The 19,914-nt window shown below is 72.9% G+C and carries 14 protein-coding genes and 3 tRNA genes; 14 read left to right on the top strand and 3 right to left on the bottom strand.

What is annotated here, in order from left to right; genetic code table 11:
• Positions 1 to 26: 26 nt before the first annotated feature.
• Positions 27 to 395 carry a hypothetical protein gene (locus ACQP2O_RS18905; protein ID WP_433186513.1) on the top strand — a complete coding sequence of 123 codons (369 nt, stop codon included), beginning with the start codon at positions 27 to 29 and terminating at the stop codon, positions 393 to 395.
• An 86-nt stretch (positions 396 to 481) separates the two neighbouring features.
• Here ACQP2O_RS18905 and ACQP2O_RS18900 read toward each other — a convergent pair whose 3' ends face one another.
• Positions 482 to 1,909 (bottom strand): Ig-like domain-containing protein, encoded by a 1,428-nt coding sequence (locus ACQP2O_RS18900; RefSeq protein WP_433186511.1) that lies wholly within the window; start codon positions 1,907 to 1,909, stop codon positions 482 to 484.
• Between the two features lie 271 nt (positions 1,910 to 2,180).
• Between ACQP2O_RS18900 and ACQP2O_RS18895 the strand changes: the two genes are divergently transcribed.
• Both ACQP2O_RS18895 and sigJ read left to right on the top strand, forming a co-directional pair.
• Positions 2,181 to 2,918: an SDR family oxidoreductase gene (locus tag ACQP2O_RS18895; RefSeq protein ID WP_433186508.1), complete on the top strand. Its 738-nt coding sequence runs from the start codon at positions 2,181 to 2,183 to the stop codon at positions 2,916 to 2,918.
• Positions 2,915 to 3,814: an RNA polymerase sigma factor SigJ gene (sigJ, locus tag ACQP2O_RS18890; protein WP_433186505.1), complete on the top strand. Its 900-nt coding sequence runs from the start codon at positions 2,915 to 2,917 to the stop codon at positions 3,812 to 3,814. The genes ACQP2O_RS18895 and sigJ overlap by 4 nt, the downstream gene beginning before the upstream one ends.
• A 50-nt stretch (positions 3,815 to 3,864) precedes the next feature.
• Here the strand turns inward: sigJ and ACQP2O_RS18885 are convergent, their stop codons facing one another.
• A complete protein-coding gene (locus ACQP2O_RS18885) occupies positions 3,865 to 5,118 on the bottom strand; it encodes an SGNH/GDSL hydrolase family protein (RefSeq protein ID WP_433186502.1) in 1,254 nt (417 codons plus the stop codon).
• 167 nt (positions 5,119 to 5,285) lie between these two features.
• Here ACQP2O_RS18885 and ACQP2O_RS18880 point away from each other — a divergent pair.
• From ACQP2O_RS18880 to ACQP2O_RS18840, 9 genes are all read left to right on the top strand, one after another.
• Positions 5,286 to 5,358, top strand: a tRNA-Trp gene (locus tag ACQP2O_RS18880).
• Between the two features lie 28 nt (positions 5,359 to 5,386).
• Positions 5,387 to 5,459, top strand: a tRNA-Arg gene (locus ACQP2O_RS18875).
• Between the two features lie 162 nt (positions 5,460 to 5,621).
• Positions 5,622 to 5,693 (top strand) — tRNA-OTHER (locus ACQP2O_RS18870).
• Positions 5,694 to 5,720: 27 nt separating this feature from the next.
• Positions 5,721 to 7,718, top strand: coding sequence for an SDR family NAD(P)-dependent oxidoreductase (locus ACQP2O_RS18865; RefSeq protein WP_433186499.1), 1,998 nt, complete (start codon positions 5,721 to 5,723; stop codon positions 7,716 to 7,718).
• Entirely contained in the window at positions 7,718 to 8,851 is a 1,134-nt protein-coding gene (locus ACQP2O_RS18860) for a gala protein (protein ID WP_433186497.1), read from the top strand. The genes ACQP2O_RS18865 and ACQP2O_RS18860 overlap by 1 nt, the downstream gene beginning before the upstream one ends.
• The gene (locus ACQP2O_RS18855) at positions 8,848 to 10,851 is read left to right on the top strand and encodes a hypothetical protein (protein WP_433186494.1); all 2,004 of its coding nucleotides are present in this window, start codon (positions 8,848 to 8,850) and stop codon (positions 10,849 to 10,851) included. The genes ACQP2O_RS18860 and ACQP2O_RS18855 overlap by 4 nt, the downstream gene beginning before the upstream one ends.
• Positions 10,848 to 12,743: an ankyrin repeat domain-containing protein gene (locus ACQP2O_RS18850; protein ID WP_433186491.1), complete on the top strand. Its 1,896-nt coding sequence runs from the start codon at positions 10,848 to 10,850 to the stop codon at positions 12,741 to 12,743. The genes ACQP2O_RS18855 and ACQP2O_RS18850 overlap by 4 nt, the downstream gene beginning before the upstream one ends.
• On the top strand, positions 12,740 to 13,972 hold the full coding sequence (locus tag ACQP2O_RS18845; protein WP_433186488.1) for an AAA family ATPase: 1,233 nt from the start codon (positions 12,740 to 12,742) through the stop codon (positions 13,970 to 13,972). The genes ACQP2O_RS18850 and ACQP2O_RS18845 overlap by 4 nt, the downstream gene beginning before the upstream one ends.
• A 3-nt stretch (positions 13,973 to 13,975) precedes the next feature.
• Complete coding sequence (locus ACQP2O_RS18840) at positions 13,976 to 15,148, top strand: vWA domain-containing protein (RefSeq protein WP_433186485.1); 1,173 nt, start codon at positions 13,976 to 13,978, stop codon at positions 15,146 to 15,148.
• A gap of 70 nt (positions 15,149 to 15,218) precedes the next feature.
• Here the strand turns inward: ACQP2O_RS18840 and ACQP2O_RS18835 are convergent, their stop codons facing one another.
• Entirely contained in the window at positions 15,219 to 15,992 is a 774-nt protein-coding gene (locus ACQP2O_RS18835; RefSeq protein WP_433186482.1) for a polysaccharide lyase, read from the bottom strand.
• A 192-nt stretch (positions 15,993 to 16,184) separates the two neighbouring features.
• Here ACQP2O_RS18835 and ACQP2O_RS18830 point away from each other — a divergent pair, with 192 nt between their 5' ends.
• On the top strand, positions 16,185 to 17,408 hold the full coding sequence (locus ACQP2O_RS18830; protein WP_433186479.1) for an alpha-hydroxy acid oxidase: 1,224 nt from the start codon (positions 16,185 to 16,187) through the stop codon (positions 17,406 to 17,408).
• 410 nt (positions 17,409 to 17,818) lie between these two features.
• A complete protein-coding gene (locus ACQP2O_RS18825) occupies positions 17,819 to 19,678 on the top strand; it encodes a hypothetical protein (protein WP_433186476.1) in 1,860 nt (619 codons plus the stop codon).
• Positions 19,679 to 19,914: the final 236 nt, after the last annotated feature.

Genomic DNA, 19,914 nt, shown 5'->3' with positions numbered 1-19,914 from the left:
CGATCCGTGGAGTGTGGGCGCGCTATGTGCGTCAGACGAGTTGTCCCAGTGACGTCGCGATCGTCCTCGTGGACTTCGAGCCGTGGGAGGAAGGCTTCACGTTCGAGGTCGCCGACAGCGCCACCGTCGAGGACCACTTCCGCCCGGAGCTGCCCGGATACCGGGCCGCGCTGGCCGAGGGCATCCGGGAGGAGCTGGCGGAGCAGGTGACCGATGTGCCGCTGGCGGTCGCGGTCGTGCTCCAGAGGATCTGCGTGCATGAGGTCGACTCGCACGACGGAGCGTTCCGGATGGCGGGGCACGTCGCCGTACGGGAGGCGCTTCTCCGGCTGAACGGCCCGCCGCCGAGGCCAAAGCGTCGCCGCGCGCCCCTGAACGACGCGGCCGCGGGCTGAAACAAGACGGAGAGCGAAGCTCCTGTGCAGCAAGGCGATCACCACAATCCCTTGCCGCACAGGAGCGTTTGCGATGGTCGATCAGATCAGCGCGCCGCGGCTTTGGCCGTAGGCGAGCAGGGTTGCGTTCCGAAGGTCACACCGTCGATGAAGTTGCCGGCCGTCGGGCTGCCACCGGCGGCCGACACCGACTCGAAGGCGAATCGTGTGACGGTCTGTCCCGGCGGGACGACGTACACCCCCGTGTAGTGGCCCCAGGCGGTGTTGCCATCGGAGATGTCCGGGGAGGAGGCCCCGGTCGGGGGTTGCGGCGAGGTCGCGCCGGGTGCGCCGATGAGCACCCGCATGACGTCGGTGCCCAGGCGGCCTCGGTGGTACAGCGACCAGGTCAGCCGTGTTCCCGGCACGGTCGGCAGGTCCTGGTAGAGCGTGGAGACCTGGGTGGCGTTGAGTTCGGCGAACTGCTGGCCGTCGGCTGATGGGACTCCAGACGCGCCGCCCCGCCAGAACTCCAGTTTGTGGTCGGTGGCGGTGGTGTGCCAGCCGACGCTGGGATTGATGGAGGCGTCGTCGATGCTCCAGTCGACCGAGGCCACGGGTGGCGCCTCGAAGCTGCCGTTGACCAGGTGGACCGGCGTGTCGGTGCAGGTGACGTCGACGGTGACCTTGGCGGTGCTGCTTCCGCAGTCGGTGGCGATGGTGTAGGTGAAGGTGTCGGCGCCGACGAAGCCCGGAGCGGGTGTGTAGATGACGTTGCCGCCGGAGATCGTCGCGGTGCCGCCTTTAGGCTGGGTGACGCTGGTGATCGTCGGTGCGGTCGCGGTGTCGTTGGCCAGGACGGGCACGCTGACGGGTTTGCCCTGGGTGGTGGCGGTGTCGTCGGCGGCGTTGGTGGGCGAGATGGACTGCCCGTTCACGATCTGGATCGGCGGGGCGGGCGTGTTGTTTCCGAGCTGGCCCGGAGCGGAGTTGTTGCTCCAGATCCCGACCTGCCGGATGGTCATGCTCCCGCCGATGGTGCCCTGCCTGACCCGGAAGGTGATGACCTGCGGGGGCGCGTCGCGTTTTCCTCCCGGCGAGGGGATCGTCAGGGTGGTGCCGCTGATGCTGCCGGCCCCCGACTGGCCGACCACATCGGCGTAGGCCAACAGTGACGACACATCCCACGTGGTGCGGTACTGGGAGACCACCCACGGCCACTGAGCCGTGCGGTGCGTCAGGGTGAGGGTGAAGGTGCTACCCGGTGCGATCTGCCCGCCCCACAGGGACGGGGAGGTGGTCACCGACACCGACCCGCTGCCCAGCCGCCAGCCGACGGGGTTCTTCCAGTAGTAGTCGACGGGGTAGGTCGCCTGCCCCTGCCGGACACAGGGCGCGTAGACGGTCCGCGTCTGCCGCACTCTGGAGGCGGCGTGCGCACCGTTACCGGCCGCCACCTGCGTTCCAGCCGCGACCGCCAGCGCCAACAGGGCGCAGGCCGACGCGGTGAGCGCGGATCTGAATCGTTGTGACATCAGCACTGAACTCCCGCTCTGTCGTGAGGGATGCCCTCGTAGATCGACTTCGCGAGCGACGCTACTATGTGTATTCGATCAATCACATTAAGTGCCTGATCGATGATCTCCGTGTCGCGCTCCCGGGCATGCCTCCACGACCGGCCGTGGCCTACGAAGTCGGCCGGTCCCGGTCCGGACGTACAAAATGCTCGGCAACCGTGACCGCGGACCTGGAGCGAGTACGCAAGGGGGCATGTAACACATTCGGCGGCCATGTCGTCTCAAGGGCATGAGAATCGCTGTCGCTGGAGGAACGGGGACGCTCGGCCGGCATCTGGTCGAGGAGCTGCGCTCGCGCGGGCATGACGTGCGGGTGCTGAGCCGGAGCGCGGAGAAGTACCGGGTGGACCTGACGACCGGGGAAGGGCTCGACGAGGCCCTGGCGGGATGCGAGGTCGTGGTCGACGCGGCGAACGCGTCGAAGCGGGCGGCGGACACCCTCGTCGAGGGGTCGCGACGGCTGCTGGCCGCGGAGGAGATAGCGGGCGTAGGGCACCATGTCTGTGTGTCGATCGTCGGCTGCGACCGGGTTCCGATGGGCTACTTCCAGGTGAAGGCCGAGCAGGAGCGGGTCGTCGAGGAGGGCCGCGTTCCGTGGACGATCGTGCGTGCGACACAGTTCCATGAGCTGGTCGACGCCACGTTCGCGTCGGCGGCGCGGTGGCGGGTGCTGCCGGTGCCGCGGGGCCGACTGCAGTCCATCGCGGTCGCCGAGGTGGCGCGGGCCGTCGCCGATGCCGCGGAGGGCGCTCCGTACCGGCGGCGCGTCGACGTGACCGGCCCCGAGGTCGCCGGCATCCGGGATCTCGCCCGGACCTGGCGGTCGGTGACCGGCCGCCGCGTACTGCCGCTGCCCCTGCCGTTGCCCGGCGGGATCGGGCGGGCGCTGCGCGGCGGTGCGCTCACCGCCGAGCGGCCCGACGTGCGCGGAACGACGCGCTTCGCGTCATGGCTGGAGGCGCGATGACGGCCGCACGGTCGAACCGGGACGAGACCGCCGATCAGGACGAGCTCGCGCGGGCGTTCGAAGCGGAGCGGCCGCGGCTGCTCAACGTGGCGTACGCGACGACCGGCTCCCTGGCCGAGGCGGAGGACTGCGTTCAGGAGGCGTGGCTGCGCCTTCGGCGGCTCGACGATCCGGCCGCGATCCGCGATCTGCGCGCCTGGCTGACGACGACCGTCGGCCGGCTGGCGCTCGACGCGCTGGGCAGCGCGCGCGTACGGCGTGAGCGGTACGTCGGCCCGTGGCTGCCCGAACCGCTCGTCAAGGAGGTCGACGACCCCGCCGACCGGGTCACGCTCGACGAGTCGGTGAGCATGGCGCTGCTCGTCGTCCTCGAGCGGCTGTCACCGGCGGAGCGGACGGCGTTCCTGCTCCATGACGTGTTCGGGCTGTCCTTCGGCGAGGTCGCCGAGGTCGTGGGACGCTCGCCGGGGGCGGTGCGCCAGCTCGCCTCTCGCGCGCGGCAGCACGTCGACCAGGGCCTGCCGCGGTTCCCGCCCACGTACACCGAGCAGCAGAGGGTGGTCGCCGCGTTCGTGGCGGCCTGCCGGGACGGTGACCTGGAGGGGCTCGTCTCGGTGCTCGATCCCGATGTCACGTGGCGGGGCGACGGTGGCGGGAAGGTCTCGGCGCTGCGCCATGTCGAGCGTGGCGCGGCGAACGTCGCGCGGAGGCTGCTGGGGTACGCCCGCATTCCGGTCGACGCCGTGCGGATCGTGGAGATCAACGGCGCGCCGGGACTGGTCATGCGGGACGCCACCGGCGTGCTGAGCGTCGTCGCGTTCACCGTCGACGGCGGCCGGATCACGGAGCTCGACGTCATCCGGAATCCCGACAAACTGTCGGCCGTCCGCTTCTGAGACGTGCGGCGGGCCGCCGGTCTCGGCGAGGCCGGCGGCCCGCCAGGGCCTCACAGCCCGGCCAGGTCCACCGCGTCGGCCATGGCGCGGTAGCCGGTGTCGTTCGGGTGCAGGTGGTCGCCGGAGTCGTACGCGGGGAGCATCGCGAGCGGAGCCGCCGGGTCACGGGTGACCGCGTCGAAGTCGACGACGCCGTCGAACGTACGGCTGGTGCGGATGTACGCGTTGACCGCCTGCCGGGTGGCCTCGAGGGTGTCGTCGTACACCTTCCAGCCCTTGAACGGCAGGATCGTCGCGCCGATCACCTTGATGCCCCGCGCGTGGGCGCGCGCCGCGATGGTCTCGTACGCCGCCTCGAGCTTCTTCGGGTCGGTCTCGTGCGGCGTCTGCTGGATGTCGTTGATCCCTTCGAGGACGATGAGCGTACGGACGTTCGTCCGTGACAGGACGTCCTCGTCGAACCGGGCGAGCGCGTTGACGCCGAAGGATCCGCCGTCGAGCAGGAGCCGGTTCCCGCTGATGCCGGCGTTGAGCACGCCCAGGCGCCGCACCGGCGGCAGGGCGCGGATGCGGTCGGCGAGGTAGTCCGGCCAGCGGTGGTTCGCCCCGACGGTCGACGCGTAGCCGTCGGTGATCGAGTCGCCGAGGACGGCGAGGCTGCCGCGCGCGGGCGGGTTCAGCACGTCGACGCCGGTGAGGTAGTACCGCTGCCCGACCGTGCCGGTGTAGGCGTCACCGGACACGTCCCGCGCGTGGTCGCCGCCGGGAGCGTCGTACGAGATCTGCTGGGCGAGCGAGTGCGTGGTCACCAGGCCCGCGACGGCGGGCAGGTAGAGGGTGACGAGCAGGTCCGTCCCCGGCCGTACGGCGAGCGGGGTCGGGTCCGTGACCAGGTCCGCTCCGGCCGGCACGGAGGCGGATCGCGCCCCGTGGAAGGTCACCTCGCGCATGGTCCCGGGAACGGCCGCCGCGCCGTCCACGCCCGCCCGTACGGCGACGGTGGCGTGCCCGAGCGTCAGCGGCTCGGTGCCGAACCTGTTCGACAGCCGGATCCGTACGGCCGCGCCACCCGCGCTGAGGTGCACGATGTTCCGGAGCGAGGAGCCGGACAGCGTGCCGGCCGGACCGGTCACACCCTGGGCCGGTGACGCCTCCCACGACCCCACCCAGCCGTGCTCCGGATGCATGCCGGACGCCGGACGGGCGGCCGCCTCGGCCGTCGGCGTGACCGCCATCCCGCATGCCAGGAGCACCGCCGCCGCGAGGACCCGTCCCCGTACCCGGCCCCATCTCGTTCGCCCCACCGTCGCGCGCACCATCGAACCACCTGCCTCGGTTTGGGAAAGCGTTTTCCGGGTGGAACGTAAAACGCCGACCGAACCGGGGCAATAGGGCGGTCCACTATCGGCCGCCGCGCCGCCGACGGCCTCATGGATCATTCGCCCCCTGTGTCGCTATCCTCGCTCGCAGCGAGGCCGTAGCGCAGAGGTCGTCGCGCCTGACTCCAGATCAGGAGGACGCCGGTTCGAATCCGGTCGGTCTCGCCCCGCGTTCGTTACCCTCACCGACGGCAGGGTCGTAGCGCAGAGGTCGTCGCGCCTGACGCCTAAGCAGGAGGACGCCGGTTCGAATCCGGCCGGCCCTGTCACTCACCCCGGCCGATCCAGGCGGTCGGCGCCGGCCACAGGGCGGGCGCGTCTTGGCGGTCCGCATCGGCCGCCGACGGGCCGGGCCGGCGCGCCGAGGAAGCGCACCCCTCCTGTTCAATCCCGAAGTGTCCGGGTTATTCGCTACGCTCTCTCGCGGCAAGGCCGTAGCGCAGAGGTCGTCGCGCCTTACAGCAGGTTGGAGGACGCCGGTTCGAATCCGGTCGGCCTTGCCCTTTTTCGTGGTCCGATCGGTGGGGGTGTCCGTGGTCGTCGATCCCGACCGGCCCGGGAGCCGATCGGCCGGATCCGGCACGGCCCCCGACCAGGCCGAGATCGACGCGTGCCTGCGCGTGATGGCGCGGGCCCGCGCGGCGCATCCGGACGACCCCCACTGGGCGGCCGTGCACGACGCCGCCGCGCAGCTGTTCCGGGCGGGCAAGAAGGCACGGAAGGCGTCCCGGCACGCCGACCGCAGACGGCACGATCGCGAGGCGACCGCCGCCGCGACCCGATACCGGGACCAGGACCCCGAGCCCGGTCGGCCAGGCGACCCGCCCGCGCCGTCGGCACTCCCCCCGGAGCAGGGCCCCGTCCCGCAGTCCGGCCCACCGAGCGACCGGACCGTGACGTCGGAGCGACCGGAGCGGCAGCCCTCGCCGCCGCCCGGACCGTCGGCACACCCCCAGGAGCAAGGGCCCGTCCCGCAGCCCGGCCCACCGAGCAATCGGACCGTCGCGTCGGCGCGACCGGAGCGGCGTGCCGTACCGCCGGACCTCCAGCCCGCACCGACCATGCGCTCACCGGAGCAGGACAGCGGCTTTCGGCCCGGTCCGCCGGGCGACCGGACCGCGGGATCCGGGCGGCTGCTGGTCAAGGCGCGGCGCTGCTACGTCTGCAAGGCGCACTACCGGCTCTTGCATCCGGAGTACCACCTGCTCTGCCCGGAGTGTGCCGAGGAGAACCTGGCCCGCCGGCACGCCCGGTGCGATCTGCGCGGTCGCCGCGCGATCGTGACGGGCGGGCGGGTGAAGATCGGTTTCCAGCTCGCGCTGAAGCTGTTGCGCGACGGCGCGGAGGTCCTGGTGACCACCCGTTTCCCGCGCGACGCCGCACGCCGGTTCGCGGCCGTCCCCGACGCCGGTGACTGGCTGGACCGGCTCCGCGTGCATGGGGTCGACCTGCTCGACCTGGCCGCCGTGGCAGGTCTGCTGGAGGCCGCGCACCGGGAGTTCCCCTCCCTGGACATCCTCGTCAACAACGCCGCCCAGACGATCCGCCGCCCCGCCGCGTACCACCGTGAGGTGCGCACGGCCGAGCGCGCCCCCCTCACCGGCCTCGCCGCCCGAATCGACGTGACCGACGCCGCGACCGTCAGCGGCGCTTCGGTGCCCTTCGGGCCCACGCCCGCCACCGGCGCTTCCATGCTCCTCGGACCGGCGACCACGCCCGACGCGCCCTCACTCCCCCACGTCGCACCCGGCAGGCCCTCGCTACCCCACGCACCCGGCGCGCCTTCGCTTCCCCATGCATCCGGCGCGCCTTCGCTTCCCCATGCGACTGCCTCGCCCGGCACGTTCCCACGACCCCGTCCGCCGGTCGAACCGGGCGCGCCCTCGCTTCCCGAGGCCGGGACCGGCGAGGCTGTGCCGGCGGCCGGGCTCCCGGACCGCTCCCCCGACGGCACGACGGCGGTCGCGGCGTGGGACGACGCCCTCGAGGCCCTGTTCCCCGCCGGGCGTACGGACGAGACCGGGCAGCCGCTGGACCTGCGCGACATCAACAGCTGGAGTCTCCGGCTGCACGAGGTGGACCCGTCCGAGTGGCTGGAGGTCCACCTGGTCAACTCGTTCGCGCCGTTCCTGCTGACGTCGCGGCTGCGCGGTCTGCTGGAGGCGTCGCCGTGGCCGGACCGGTACGTCGTGCAGGTGTCGGCGATGGAGGGCAGCTTCTCCCGCGGCCACAAGACCGTACGCCACCCGCACACGAACATGGCCAAGGCCGCCCTGAACATGCTGACCCGTACCTCGGCTGCCGACTACGCCGCGTCGGGCATCCACATGACCAGCGTGGACACGGGCTGGGTGACCGACGAGCGCCCGCACCCGGACAAGGCCGTGCAGCGGGAGGCGGGGTTCCGCCCGCCGCTGGACGTCATCGACGGCGCGGCCCGGGTCTACGACCCGATCGTGCGCGGGGTGGGCGGAGAGCGCCTGTCCGGCCTGTTCCTGAAGGACTACCGACCGGTGGATTGGTGATGACCGAGCCGACGCCCGTACGCTGCCCCGCGATCGAGCACCCCGACGTTCCGCCGGCCGATCCGGCGGACCTCGCGCCGCTTCTCGCCCGCCTCGCCGACCCGGCCCCGGTGGGCGCGGACGAGACGTTCCCGCTCGGCACCGTGCGCCCGGACGGCCGGGTGGACCTGTGCAAACAGGGGCTGGGCCCGGCGGGCGCCGCCCTGCTGCTGCCCGTCGCCGTCGCCTCGCCGCACGCCGCGCACCTGCTGCTCGGCACGAACGCGATCGGGGACGACGGGGCCCGGACGGTCGCGGACGCGCTGGTCCCCGGGCACGGTGTGGAGACGGTGTATCTCGGCTGCAACCGCATCGGCGCGGCCGGTACGGAGGCGCTCGCCGACCGCCTGGCCGCGGACACCACCGTCCGCGCGCTCTGGCTGAAGCGCAATCCGGTCGGCGACGCCGGAGTCCGCGCCCTCGCCGGCGCGCTGCGCCGGAACACCACGATCCGCACCCTCGACCTGGTGAACACCGGCCTGACCGCCGACGGACTGCGGGTGCTGCTCACCGCGTTCGCCGACCGGCCCGTTCCGGTGGAACGCGTCTTCCTCGGCGGCAACGGGCTGGGCCCCGACGCGGCCGACGTGCTGGCCGCGCTCGTCCGGGACGCCGGTGTCCGCGAGCTGTACGTCCCGGCGAACCACCTCGGCGACGCGGGGGCCGCCGTGCTCGCGGCGGCGGCCGATCCCGCCCGGCCGGTCCGGCTGGGGCTCGGCGGGAACGGCATCGGCCCGGAAGGCGCCCGCGCGCTGGCCGACGCCCTCGGCGGCATCGAGGCGCTCGACCTGGGCCGCCCGCCCTCCGAGCGCAGCCTCGGCGCGCCCGCCAACGTCACCGGCGACGCGGGCGCCGCCACCCTGGCCGCCGCGCTGCCCGGCAGCCCGCTGCGCCGACTCGAACTCCGCCGTACGGGCGTCACCGGACGCGGCGCGAAGGCCGTGCTGGCCGCCGTACCCGAGGACACCCGACTGGAGTACGTCGGGTTCGGCCCCGGCGTGCCCCGGCGGGTCAAGCGGGCGCTCGCGCCCCGGCTGCGGCCGGCCTCAGCTCCCCACCCGGACGTGCACGCCATCGCGAGCCTCTACCGATGAGCGCCGTCCCCCTCAGGGTCCCGTCCCCGTCGCATCCGCCGCACGAGGCGTCGCGGCTGCGGCGGATCCGGCGGTACGCGGTGCCCCGGTGGATGATCGAGCAGGCCACCGAACGACGCCTCGCCGGCGACTGGCGCGGCGCCTGCGCCGCGGCCAACGTGGACATCGCCTTCGACCTCGCCGACATCGCACACGAACACGGCGGCACCGTCGCGGCCGGGATCGAGGACGACCTGCTCCACTTCGCCCCGGACCTGCTGCGCTGGCACCTGCCCCGCCTCGACCGGGGCCACACGACGCTCGTCCCGGACCAGAGGGTGATCCTGAACCGTCCGGCGGGCGCGCCGGCGCTGTACGTCAGGACGCCGCGCTGGATGGCCCACGGTCCACAGCGGCCGACCCTGTGCGTCGGGAACGCGCCCGAAGAGGACGTCTACCTGGAGACCGACGTGGCGTACGCCGCGTTCTGGCGCAACGTCGTCCAGGACTGGAGCGCCGCGCGGCACCTCTGGGACGTACGGCACGCCGGCGAACTGCGGGAACGCTGCGGCGGCGACGAGACCCGGGCACCGTTCTTCGACGCCGACGGCACCCCGCGCACGAACCTCCCCGACGCACGTACGGACCTCCCCAACGGCACCTCCCGCACGAACCTCGCCGACGCACGTACGGGCCTCGCCGACGGCACCTCCCGTACAAACCTCGCCGACGCACGCATGGGCCTCGCCGACGGCACCTCCCGTACAAGCCTCCCCGAGGCACGTACGGGCCGCACCTCCCGGACGAGCCTTCCCGACGGCGCGCCCGGCCCCGGCGACGCGGCGGCGCACACCGAATGGGTCACCCTGCTGCACGAGAGGGGCGAGGTCGAAGCGGCGTTCGCCGCCGCGGGCGTCGCGTTGGACACGGCTCCGGTCGAGGTCGACTCCTACTACAGCGTGCCCGAGGTCGACCCGCTCGCCGTGTTCGCGCGGATGCCGCTGGCCCTCACCCGGCTGGAGCCCGAGATGCGGCGGCTCGTCGCGCGGTCGGGGCGGGACCGGTTCTGGATCCCGTACCGGCAGTACGCCGCCATCCTGTTCGAGCTCGACGGATCCGGGGCGGGCGTACGTGCGCGGGTGGCCCCGTTCGAGATGTACACGGACCCGGACGACGCCGACGTGCTGCCGGAGGCGTGCTGGCGCCGGCTGCCCGACCTGGACCTGCTCCGGGACGGGCGCACGCCTCCCGAGCAGTTGCACCCGCTCGTCCGGGAGGCCCTGTTCCCCGCCCGGACGGCCGCCGACGGCCCGGTCGGACCGCCCGATCCCGGGCCTCCCGCCCCGGTCCGCGTCCGGTGCAAGGGCGAATGGCACGAGGTGGCGTCCCGCAAGGGCGCCCTCCACATCCCGCACGACGAGGAGGAGCAGCGGCGGGAGAGCGCGCTCCGGGCGTTCGGCGGCGCGATCGCGGGTTGCTTCGCCGTACGGGAGACGTGGGCGTCGGGGGCCGGGCGGCTGCCGAAGGCCCTGCGCGCCCAGCGGGACGAGCTGTTCGCGCGGGTCCAGCACGGCGACGCTCCCGGTGTGCTCGCGCTGCTGGACGCCGGTGTCGACCCCCGGGTGCGCGACGGCCGAGGACGCTCGCTGCTGCACCTGTTGCACCTGCTGGACCGCGGCGCCGATCCGCGCGTGCGCGGCGCCCGGCGGCGCGAGGTCGCCCACGCCTTGCGCCTCCTCGACCACGACGGGCTGCTCGCCCGGCTCCTCGCGGCGGGGCTGGACGTCGAGGCCAGGGACGCGGAGCGGCGCACGCCGCTGTTCACGGCCATCTGCTGCGACGGCTCGACGGCGCTCGTCCGGGCCCTGCTGGCCGCCGGGGCGCGGATCGACGTGTCCGGCGAGATCCACGGCGAGGAGCTGTCGCTCTACCGGCTGATCGAGTGGCAGGGGCGCGACGACCTCGGCTTCATCACGGAGCGGATCGAACGCGAGCACCCGGAGCTGGCCGAGGAAGAGTGAACACCATCGGCTACACCACGCGCCGCCGTACGCGGTCGAAGTCCTACAGCTCGGACACGGCGGGGCACCTGCGGCGGGTCCGGCGGTATGCCGTGCCCCGGTGGATGATCGAGCAGGCCACCGAACGACGCCTCGCCGGCGACTGGCGCGGCGCCTGCGCCGCGGCCAACGTGGACATCGCCTTCGACCTCGCCGACATCGCACACGAACACGGCGGCACCGTCGCGGCCGCGATCGAGGACGACCTGCGCCACTTCGCACCCGATCTGCTGCGCTGGCACGTGCCCCGGATCCTGAGCGACCGGACGACGATCCGCGTCGACCAATGGGTGGTGCTGAGCGCCGTACGGACCGTGGCGCGCGAGTCCGCCGGCGCCGGGCCGGCCGGTCCCTGGGACCGGTCCGCGGCCACTCCGTGCCTTCACGTGACGACGCCCACGGGGCCCGACGCGCCGCAGCGCCTCGTCCTGCGCTTCGGCCGGGTCGAGGAGCGGAACGGGCCGCAGTGGGCCGCGTGGCGCGTCCACGACTGGACCCGGGGGCGGCACCTGTGGGACGTACGGCACGCCGGCGAGCTGCGCGAACGCTGCGGCGGCGGGGATCGCACGCCGTTCTTCGAGGCCGACGGCGGCCCTCGTACGGCGCTCCCGGAGACCGCGCCCGGCCCCGCCGATCCGGCGGCGCACACCGAATGGGTCACCCTGCTCCACGAACGCGGCGAGGTCGAGGCCGCCTTCGCGGCCGCCGGGATCGAGCTGGACGCCACCCAGCCCACCATCCTCCGGTCCTACCGGATGGAGCCCCTGGCCCTCCTGGAGCGGCTGGATCTGGCCCTGACCCGTCTCGAGCCGGAGATCCGGCGACTGGCGGACCACGGCCACGGGAACCGCTATCAGATCCCGACCCTGTACCACGGGGAGGTTGCCGTGCTCCTCGAGCGGCTCGACAGCGGTGGCCTGCGTGCCAGCCTCGCCCGCCAGGTCAACACCGGCCCCCCTGTGCTGCCCGAGGCGTGCTGGCGGCGGCTGCCGGACCTCGACGCCCTGCGGTACGGCGACGTGGACCCGGAACACCTGCACCCGCTGGTGCGGGCCGCGCTGTTCCCCCGCCGGGCGGGCCCCGGCGGCCCGATCGGTCCCCCGGGTCCCGAGCTCCCCGCCCCCGTACGGGTCCGGTGCCGCGGCGACTGGCACGTCGTCGCGTTCCGCGACGGGACGCTGCGGGTGCCGCACAGCGAGGACGAGCAGCTGCGGGAACGCGCCATGGAGGCGCTCGGCGGTGCCGTCACCGGCTGCTTCGCCGTGCTCCCGGTGGTGCGGTCCGGACGGGGCCGGCTGCCGAAGGCGCTGCGCGAGCAGCGGCGTGAGCTGTTCGCCCGTGTCGAGCACGGAGACACGCCGGGGGTGCTGCGGCTCCTCGATGCCGGAATGGACCCCCTCATCCGCGACGGCCGGCGGCGCACGCTCCTGCACCTGCTCCCCCTGCTCGACCATGAGGCGCTGCTGCCACGGCTCCTGGCGGCGGGTCTGGAGGTGAACGACCGGGACGACCTGGAGTCCACCCCGCTGCACGCCGCGGTCGGCGGTGGCGGGTCGGCCGGGCTCGTGCGGGCGCTGCTGGCAGCCGGGGCGCCGATGGAGGCCGTGAACCAGGACGGGAGCACGCCGCTGCTCGTCGCCGTGGGCCGGGGCGCCCCGGTCTCCGTCGTCCGTCAGCTGCTGGCCGCCGGGGCGCGGCGGGACGTCACCGACCGCTGGAGCTTGTCGGTGCGCGACCACATCCATCGGTGCAAGCGCCGCGACCTGGCCTTCCTCAAGAAGGAGCTGGATCGCGACCACCCCGGCCTCGGCCGCGGCCGGTGGCCGTGGCCCTTCGAGGAAGAGGAAGAGTGAAGACCGCCGACGACATCCCCGCCAAGGATCCGCGGGCCGCCGACACATCCGTGCAGGACGCCCTGTCCGCCGCGGACGACCTGGTCCGCCGCCTCGACGCGCGGCGTACGGAGCCGGCGGCGAACCCGCAGCTGGAGGCGCTGGCCCTCGCGGTGTCGGCGAACCTGCCCGTGCTGCTGTGGGGCGAGCCCGGCATCGGCAAGTCCGCCGGCCTGCGGCAGCTGTCCGACTCGCTCGGCGTCCCGCTGGAGACGGTCATCGCCAGCGTGCACGAGCCGTCCGACTTCGCCGGCCTGCCCATCGTCGGTGACGACCCCGCCGCCACGGGCGTGCCGATGGCCCCGCCGGACTGGGCGGTCCGCCTGGCCACGGCAGGGCGCGGACTCGTGTTCTTCGACGAGCTGTCCTCCGCTCCCCCGGCCGTGCAGGCCGCGCTGCTGCGCGTCGTCCTCGAACGCCGCGTCGGCAGCCTGACGCTCCCCGAGCCGGTCCGCGTGGTCGCCGCCGCCAACCCGCCGTCGAGCGCCGCCGACGGCTGGCACCTCAGCCCGCCCCTGGCCAACCGGTTCGTCCACCTGCGCTGGACCCACGACCCCCGTACGGTCGCGCGCGGCATGGCGGGGACCTGGCCGGCCGTGGCCCTGCCGCGCGTCGACCCGTCCCGGGTGCCCAGCGCGGTGGCGCGCGCCCGCGGGGTGATCTCCGGGTTCCTCACGGCCCGGCCCGGTCTGGCCCACAGCCTGCCCGGTGACGCGGAGAGCCGTGGCGGCGCGTGGCCGTCGCCGCGTACCTGGGAGATGGCTCTGCGGCTGCTCGCGGCCGGGTACGCCACCGGGGCCGACGACAAGGCGGTCGCGGCCGCGCTGATCGGCGCGGTCGGCGACGGCGCCGGGATGGAGCTGCTCAACTACCTCGAACAGCTCGACCTGCCCGACCCGAACCGCGTCCTCGCCGATCCCGATGCCTTCGCCCTGCCGACGCGCGGCGACCGGCAGCTCGCGTTCCTGACCGCCGTCGTCTCGGCGGTCCAGAGCGACCTGACCCGGCGGCGCTGGGAGGCCGGCTGGGCGGTGCTGGCCAAGGCGGTCGACGCGGGGGTTCCCGACATCGCGGCCCGGGCCGCCGCCGACCTGGCCGCGCTGCGCGACACCGACTGGGTGGTACCGAGCGGCATCGACGCCTTCGTGGACCTGCTGCGGCTGTCCGGGGCCCTGCCGGGAGGCGGCTGAGCGATGGCCGAGCTCGACCGCGTCAAGCTGCTCGCGGCGCGGTACCGGGCCGCGACCGACCGGCCGTACCTCGCGTCCGCGCTGTACTCGCTGACGGTCGTGCCGAGCACTCGAGTGCCGACGATGGCCGTCGACCGGCACTGGCGGTGCTACGTGTCGCCGTCGTTCGTCGCGGAGACGCCGGTGCCCGAGCTCGCGGGCGTCTGGATCCACGAGGTGGCGCACCTGCTGCGCGACCATCACGGTCGCGCCGAGCGGCTGCCCGCAACCGACCAGGGCGACCGGCTGCGCGTCAACGTGGCCCAGGACTGCGAGATCAACGACGACCTGCTCGACGACGGGCTGGCGCTGCCGGACGGGCGGGTGGAGCCCCGGACGTTCGGCCTCGACGCGGGCGGGCTGTTCGAGGAGTACCTCCCCCACCTGCCCCGATCGGTGACGTGCTCCGACTGCGGCTCCGGAGCCCACGGAACGCCGGGCGACTGGGAGATCGCCGACCCCGGCGGGGTCAGCTCGGTCGAGGCCGAGGCGCTGCGGCGGCACACCGCCGAGGCCATGCGCGCGCACCAGCGCAACCGGGGCACCCTCCCGGCGGGCTGGCGGCGCTGGGCCGACGAGGTCCTCGAACCGACCGTCGACTGGCGCCGCGTGCTCGCGGGCGCCGTACGCGAGGCCGTCGCCTGGGCGGCCGGGGCGGTCGACTACACCTACCGGCGCCCGTCCCGCCGCACCGCCGCGCTGCGCGGCGTGGTCCTGCCGAGCCTGCGCCGCCCGATGCCCGCCGTCGCGATCGTGGTGGACACGTCCGGGTCGATGGGCGAGGACGAACTGGCGGCGGCCCTCGGCGAGGTGACCGGCGTGCTGCGCGAGGTCGGCGTCGGCGGGAACCGGGTCACCGTGCTGGCCTGCGACGCCGACGTCCACGCCGCGTCCCGCGTGACGTCCGCGCAGCAGGTCACCCTGGCCGGAGGCGGCGGCACCGACATGCGGATCGGCATCAAGGCCGCCCTCGCCCTGCCCGAACGGCCCGGCGTCGTGATCGTGCTGACCGACGGCTACACGCCGTGGCCCGAGGAGCCTTCGTCGGCCCGCCTCATCGCCGCCCTCATCGGCGAGGACGCCCCGCCCCCGCCGGCCTGGGCCGAGACCGTCCGCGTCACCGACCACTCCGGGTGAGCGAGCGCGCGCCGCTCGGGCCGAGGAGCGGGGGGGCGGTGAGCGCGTCACGGACCTGCGCTGACGCACCTCACCAGTTCGCCGGCTCGGCCAGCGTGTATGACGACGCGATGCGCGCTTGGTCGTGGAAGATCGACAACACCGACTGCGCGGCCGGCTTCCCGGTCCGCCAGGCGGTGCAGTAGATGCCGGAGGACCACCGGATCGTCTGGGAGGTGCTCGGGAGCACGGTCATGCCGGTACGGCTCACCAGCTTCTTGCCGTTCACCCAGACCTCGAACGCGCCGGTGCCCGAGGCCAATTTCAGGCGCGTGACGACACGGATCCAGGTTCCGCGGAGCGAGCTGATCGCGCCGATCGTGCCGCTGATCCCGCCGGAGCCGCCGTACCGCAACTCGTCTCCGTAGACGAACATCAGCAGCCACGGCCCCTCTGGGTCCTCCGGAGACCACTGCTGGAACGTCACGTTCTGATCGTGGAACTGCCAGCCGGCGGGCAGGTAGATCGCCTGGCCGTAGTAGCGGTCCTGGCCGACGCTCTGCGCGCCGCTCTTGATGACCTCGGAGTGATATCCGCCGGTCTCCTCGATGTAGGTCTGTTTCGCCTCGATCGCCGTGGAGCCCTTGTAGGCGGGACTGCTCACCGTCCGGATCACGCCCTGCTTCTGGGTGTAGGCCTTGTCCCAGCCACCGGTGGTCCCAGTGTCCTGGAAGTACACGCCCGCCGGCAGGGCGGCGGCCCCGGCCGCGCTCGTCCGGACGGCCGCGAGGCCGCCCGGAGCCCCCGCCAGCGCGGCGGCGGACACCAGCCCGGCGACGAGGAACTCACGTCTGCGCATTTTCATGCGACATACCATGATCGCAATCGCGCTAACCGTCAAGATTCCTTACAGAAGCGTTCACAGCCGGGATCGTCCGGAAGGGACCCGGCCGATGGCATGACGGCCCTCGGGACGACACCGCCCGCTGCGGCACCTCCCGATCGCCGTGAAAACATGACCGCTATTCAAGGTTGTACGCGTCCACGGACGAAAGGCGTGAGCGTGAACCTTCGGGAGATCCGGTCCCTGATCAGGCTCGAGCCGTTCGAGCGCGACCCGGTACGGCGGCGGCTCGCCCACTGCCACGACATCGACGACCTGCGCCGGGTCGCCCGGCGCCGCACGCCGAGGGCGGTGTTCGACTACGTCGACGGCGGCGCGGACGACGAGATCAGCATGGCCGCCAACGTCGACGCGCTGCGGCGGTGGCGGTTCACGCCGCGCTCCCTCGCCGACGTGTCCTCCGTCGACACGGCGACCCGGCTGTTCGACCGGCCGGCCGCGCTGCCGCTCGTCCTCGCGCCGACCGGCTACACCCGCATGATGCATCCGGTCGGCGAGCCCGCCGTGGCCCGCGTGACCGCCCGCCGCGGGGTCCCGTACACGCTGTCCACGGTCGGCACCACCTCCGTGGAGGACCTGGCGGCCATCGCGGGCCATCCGGACCTGTGGTTCCAGCTGTACGTGTGGAAGGACCGCAAGACCAGCTGGGAGCTGGTCGACCGCGCGGCGGCGGCCGGCTACCGCGTGCTGGAGGTGACCGTCGACACGGCCGTGGCCGGGCACCGCGGCCGCGACTTGCGCAACGGGCTGACCGTTCCGCCGAGCCTGACCGTCCGCACCCTGCTCGACCTCGGATCCCGCCCCGGCTACTGGACCCGGATGCTCCGCTCCCCCGGCCTGGAGTTCGCGAACCTCGCCGGCGCGAACGGCGTGCCCGGCTCGGTGACGATGGAGAACATGGCCGGCCAGTTCGGCCCGGTGACCTGGGAGGACATCGCCGAGCTGCGGCGGCGCTGGGCCGGCCCGCTCGTCGTCAAGGGCCCGGTCGGCCCGGACGACGCCCGCCGCGCCGTGGACGCCGGGGTCGACGGCCTTCACCTGTCCAACCACGGCGGCCGTCAGCTCGACCGGCTCATGCCGCCGATCGACACCGTCGCGGAGGTACGCGCCGCGGTCGGCGACGACGTGTGCGTCCTCGTCGACTCCGGCATCCGGCACGGCGCCGACCTCGCGGTCGCCGTGGCCCTCGGCGCGGACGCGGGGGCGATCGGCCGGGCGTACCTCTACGGCCTGATGGCGGGCGGCATCCGCGGCGTCGACCGCGCCCTGGAGCTGCTGACCGCGCAGTTCACCCGCACGCTCCAGCTGCTCGGCGTCTCCTCCGTCCGAGAACTCCGCGACCACGGCCGGGAGCTCATCCGCCGCGAGCCGGGCTGAGAGTCCTGCGCGACCGCGAGGCCGGGCGGAGGTCGGCCCGGCCCCACCGGTACCACCAGCGTGATCAATGGGTGGAAATTGTCGATCAAACCCATTTTCCACCTATACCACTTTTGCCGTTGATCGGGATCGCGGAACGACAGGAGACCAATCCGGTAGCCGTGGTTACGGTCGGCCATAATGCGGATTTAACGCAGAGACCGGGACCGGTCCCGGAAATCGCCGGTAATACTCTGTTACGGTCCTTTGACACCTCGATACGCTGCGGGATGGCCGAGGGCGCAGGGTATCGCCGGCCGGAGGTTCGCATGGCTTTCTCGGGACGATCGAGCTTGCTGGCACTAATAGATCAATTTATTCGAGTGAACGGCGGTCACCAGGTGACGCCGGATACGGTTCGCCCCGTTCTGGTGCTCGAAGGCATCGGCGGGTCGGGCCGATCGGAAGTGCTCCGGCACGTCTGGAGACTGAACGCCGAGGCGGCGCCCACGGCGATGGTCGACCCGTTGGCCGTCGGGCAGGCCGATTCGATGCGCGACGTGCTGCGCGCCGTGATGCTCGGGCTGACCGCGAAGGTGCCCACGTACCAGGTCTCCTTCCCCCGGGTGGTGCTGGCCCACATCGCCATGGACGGCCCGATCGACAGTGGCGACGCGATGAAGGACGTCTGGACCCTGCGGAAGCGGATCGACGCCTATCAGGACCGTGGCGCGGTGGTCAGGCTCCTCGTCCCGCTGGTCACCGATGCCTCCGCGTACCTGAAGACGCCGGGAGCGGACAACCTCGTACCGGCTGCGGCCGAGGAGATCACCCGAAGGCTGGAGCGGCGCCGGGCCAGACTGGCGTGGAATGACGCGAAGGCGTGGTTCGGCCATCAGGACCAGGACTTCCGCCACGACCCGGAACGGGCGCTCGTCCTTCTCAGCCGCCAGGCGCAACAGGCGAGCGCTTCCGTCCGGCAGGACGTCGACCACCTGCTGATCGCCGCCCTGCTCGCGGATCTGCGGGACAGCCTCGCGCGGACCGTCAACCGCCGGTCGAACGCCGTCGTCCTCCTGGACAACGGCGACACTCCCTCGGCGAGGGAATTCGTGCGAGCCCTGAACCGGGTGCGAAGCGAGCTGAGGACTCAGGGGGCGCCACCGGATCCCCTGGTGGTGGTCACCACGAGCGGCGGTCTCACCAGGTTCGACACCGCGGGTCCGACCGGCCGTACACCCGGATGGTCCGAGTCGGCCGTGGAGCACCTGACCGCCGAGGAGATCGGCCGGCCCGGCTCGTTCCTGCGCGTCGTTCTCGACGGGCTGACGGAGAAGGACGTCCAGCAGATGGCGCGCGGGCGGCTGTGGGAGTCGCTCGGAACCAGCGTCATCGCGTCGACGATCCACCGGTTCACCGGCGGACACGCCAAGGCCACCGACCTCGTCCTGAACCAGCTCCATCATGAACCCGCGCTCATCGACAACCTGGACGCCGTGCTGTCGAGGCCGCTGATCGACCTCGACGATCGGCTGGAGCGGCACGTACTCGACTCGATCACCGCCGGTCTGAGTCCACGGCAACACCGCGACAAGCAGCTCAGCAACGATCTGATCACGCTGGCGGCCGCACGGGACAACGAGGAGGCGCGACTCCTGGCACCGCTGATGGGAGATCGGGTGAACGCCGAACTGGTCCTGTTCACTTCCACGACGCTGTGGTCGGCTCCGGGCCCCAGGGGGAAGCCGGCGATGGCCCCTTTCGTCCGCCTCCTGCTCCTACGCGAGCTCGCCGCCCGTGATCCGGCTCACGGGGCCGGATGGTGCGAGGTCTTCAAGAAGCTGCGCGACCACGCACACGACCACGACGATCTGAGCGGCGTGCTCCACCACGACCTCGCGCTGGGTGAGGTCGGCAGCGTTGTCCGCAAGCTCTTCGATCTCCTGCCCGAGCTGCCGACGAACCAATGGCTGGCGCTGCTCGACGGAGCCGTGGCGACCCCGCCGTTGGCCAGGTGCGGTGGTAGCCCGGCGCCTGGCACGCCATCGGCCACCGACCCCGCGCCGTCGGCCGGCGGCCGGACGCCCGGCGACCCCCTGGCCAAAGTCGCCGTCTCCCGGCTCGTCACCAACCTGCATCGGCTCACGAACCCGTTGCTGAGCAACCGGGAGGACCTCAAAGAGCTCTACCTGACCGTCAGCCGCAGTTATCAGCAGCTCGACGACCAGATCCAGCTTCGCTTCCTTGACCGCACGATGCGTTACGAGGCACTCGCGAACGCCCTGGCCTGATCGTCCGATGGTGTCCGCGCTCATGAGCGCCGGGGAGAGAAAGGAAACCGAACAACGGTGCACGGCCACGACCAGCCTCCCCGTCACAAATGGTGGATCCTCCCGAATTGGCCGCGTCAGCGGCCGAGATGGCATGCGTGGTGGGGCGGGGGCGACTTTTGGACCGACTGGTGGAAGGCCTGGCGGCGACTGATCGCGTCCCTCCTCGCTCTGGCGCTCGTCGCCGCCGTCGCGTC

Origin of the sequence: Actinoallomurus sp. CA-150999, assembly GCF_050942425.1 — a bacterium.
Taxonomy (GTDB): Bacteria; Actinomycetota; Actinomycetes; order Streptosporangiales; family Streptosporangiaceae; genus Actinoallomurus.
The sequence above is the reverse complement of the archived record's forward strand: the minus strand, read 5'-3'. Positions and strand labels throughout refer to the sequence as shown.